Here is a 2552-nt window from a genome sequence, read left to right as displayed (position 1 = left end):
CGCGCGCGCCCTCGGCCTTGGGCAGCACCAGGCCGTCCGGGCGCACGTCCGCCAGCGCGGCGAGGTCGGCGTCGATGAATGGCGAGCCTAGCGGGCTCACGCGGACGAAGCGGAGCGGATCACCCTCACCCACTGGCGCTTCACGCCTGTCTCCCTCTCCCGCTGGGAGAGGGAGGGAGCCGGCGAAGCCGGCGGAAGGGTGAGGGTGACGAACGCGCAGGAACGCCGCCACCGCCGCCCGCGCCGCCGCCTTGCGCGCGGGCACCACTGAATCCTCCAGGTCGAGGATCAGCGCGTCGGCGCCGCTCGCCGCCGCCTTGGCGAACCGCTCGGGCCGGTCGCCCGGCACGAACAGCAGCGAGCGCAGCCGGGTCACCGCCCCAGGTCGGCCAGCTTGCGTTCCCAGGCGAGCGCGTCGCGGACGATACCGTCCAGATCGTCGCGCGCGGGCTGCCACGCCACGGCGGCGAGGATCGCGCGGTTGTCCGCCACCAGCGCCGCCGGATCGCCCGCCCGGCGGGGCTCCATCCGGCGCTCGATCGCCCGGTTGGTCACCCGGTCGACCGCGTCCAGCACCTCCAGCACGGAAAAGCCGCGCCCATAGCCGCAATTGAGGGTGTGGCTCTCGTCGGGCCGCTCGACTAGCAGGTCAAGCGCGGCGACGTGCGCCGCCGCCAGGTCCGACACGTGGATGTAATCGCGCACGCCCGTGCCGTCCGGGGTGTCGAAATCGGTGCCATAGACGCCGACATGGGCGCGTTTTCCTATCGCGGCCTCCACCGCGATCTTGATCAGGTGCGTGGCGCCCACCGTCGACTGGCCGGAACGCCCGGCCGGGTCGGCGCCCGCGACGTTGAAATAGCGTAGCGCGCAGTAATTGAGTGGGTGGGCCGCCGCGACATCGCGCAACATCGCCTCCGTCATCAGCTTCGACATGCCGTACGGATTGATCGGCACGGTCGGGTCAGCCTCCGCGATCGGCACGCGCGCGGGCGTGCCATAGGTCGCCGCCGTCGACGAGAAGATGAAGTGCGGCACGCCCGCCGCCACCGCGCTCTCGATCAGCGCGCAGGCGGCGGCGGTGTTGTTGCGATAGTATTTGAGCGGGTCGCTGACCGATTCGGGCACCACCACCGAGCCCGCGAAGTGCAGGATCGCGCGGACGCGGTGCTCGCGCAGCACGTCGGCGACGCGGGGGTCCGCCACGTCCATCTCGATCAGCCGCGCGCGCGGATCGACCGCCCAGGCGAAGCCGGTGACGAGATTGTCGATCACCACCACCTGATGGCCGGCATCGAGCAGCGCCAGCACCGCATGGCTGCCGATATAGCCCGCTCCGCCCGTGACCAGTACCGTGCCGTCGATCATGCGCCCTACCCCTTTGCGGGTCCGCTAGCGCCTTCCTACATCGGGATCAAAGGAGTCCGACCCATGACCGATTATGCGACCGTCGCCGGCGGCTGTTTCTGGTGCACCGAGGCCGTGTTCAAGGACGTGATCGGCGTCGAGAGCGTCGAAAGCGGCTATCTCGGCGGCACCGTCGACGATCCCACCTATCGAGAAGTATGCAACGGCACCACCGGCCATGCCGAGGCGATCCGGATCGGGTACGATCCCGCGCAGCTCCGCTATGGCGACCTGCTCGACATCTTCTTCGCCACGCATGACGGCACTCAGCTCAACCGCCAGGGCAACGATGTCGGCACGCAATACCGCTCCGCCATCTTCCCCGACGGGCCCGAGCAGGAAGCGGAGGCGCGTGCCGCGATCGAGCGGGCGCAGGCGGATCAGGCCCGGCCGATCGTCACCACGATCGAGACGCCGAAGGGCAATGCGGCGCGCTGGTGGCCGGCGGAGGACTATCACCAGGATTATTGGGCGACGAGCGGGCGCTCCAACCCGTATTGCGTGGCGGTGATCCCGCCCAAGCTGCAGAAGCTGCGCAAGAGCTTCGCCGCGAAGACCAAGTCGATGGCCACGGCCTAGTCGCGGTGCGCGGCGCGGCGCAGGCGATCCGCGATCGCCGCGCCGATGCCGGTCGTCGGCACCGGCGCGACGGCGATGCGCGGTTTCGCGCCGCTATCCGCGCGGTGCAGCGCCTCGAACAGCCGCGCCGCCGCCTCGTGGAGATCGCCGCTCGCCGACAGCGTGTCGTCGCCCGCGATCGGGCCGAAGCCGATCAGCCATTCGTCGGGATCGGCGGTCGAACTGTTCAAGCGAAGCGGCTTCGTCGGCGCATAATGCGACGCGAGTTGGCCGGGGGCGACCATCCCTGCTCGCTTCCCCGGCGCAGGCCGGGGCCCAGTGGCGGGGACATCGGAGGAGGTCACCCCGATCATCGATGGCGACTCAACTGGGCCCCGGCCTACGCCGGGGAAGCGCTCGGCTAGAACGTCGCTCACCATCTCGGCCGTCACCGGCCCGGGTCGCAGCACGCGGCCGTCCGCGACGATCGTCGACTCCACCCCCGCCGCGCACGCGCCGTCGTCGACGATCAGCGCCACCGCCCCGCCCAGGCTCGCCGCGACATGCGCGGCGCGCGTCGGGCTGAT

At 70.8% G+C, this 2552-nt stretch carries 4 protein-coding genes; 1 reads left to right on the top strand and 3 read right to left on the bottom strand.

Annotated features, from left to right (window positions below; all coding sequences use genetic code 11):
- Together HUU95_RS14060 and galE are read right to left on the bottom strand one after the other, a co-directional pair.
- A partial coding sequence (locus HUU95_RS14060) for an aldolase/citrate lyase family protein (protein ID WP_254602815.1) occupies positions 1 to 376 on the bottom strand: 376 nt, incomplete at its 3' end.
- On the bottom strand, positions 373 to 1368 hold the full coding sequence (galE, locus tag HUU95_RS14055) for a UDP-glucose 4-epimerase GalE (protein ID WP_174280668.1): 996 nt from the start codon (positions 1366 to 1368) through the stop codon (positions 373 to 375). The genes HUU95_RS14060 and galE, both read right to left, overlap by 4 nt.
- A gap of 63 nt (positions 1369 to 1431) precedes the next feature.
- On the opposite strand from galE, the gene msrA reads away from it, so the two are divergent.
- Positions 1432 to 1986: a peptide-methionine (S)-S-oxide reductase MsrA gene (gene msrA, locus HUU95_RS14050; RefSeq protein ID WP_174280667.1), complete on the top strand. Its 555-nt coding sequence runs from the start codon at positions 1432 to 1434 to the stop codon at positions 1984 to 1986.
- Here msrA and HUU95_RS14045 read toward each other — a convergent pair.
- Positions 1983 to 2552: L-threonylcarbamoyladenylate synthase (locus HUU95_RS14045; protein ID WP_302480134.1), on the bottom strand; the 570-nt coding region annotated here is incomplete at its 5' end. The two genes, msrA and HUU95_RS14045, sit on opposite strands and share 4 nt — an antisense overlap.

It is taken from the genome of Sphingomonas bacterium (genome assembly GCF_903643065.1).
Lineage (GTDB): Bacteria > Pseudomonadota > Alphaproteobacteria > Sphingomonadales > Sphingomonadaceae > Sphingomonas.
Note: the sequence above shows the minus strand (reverse complement) of the source record. Positions and strands in the feature narration are given on the sequence as shown.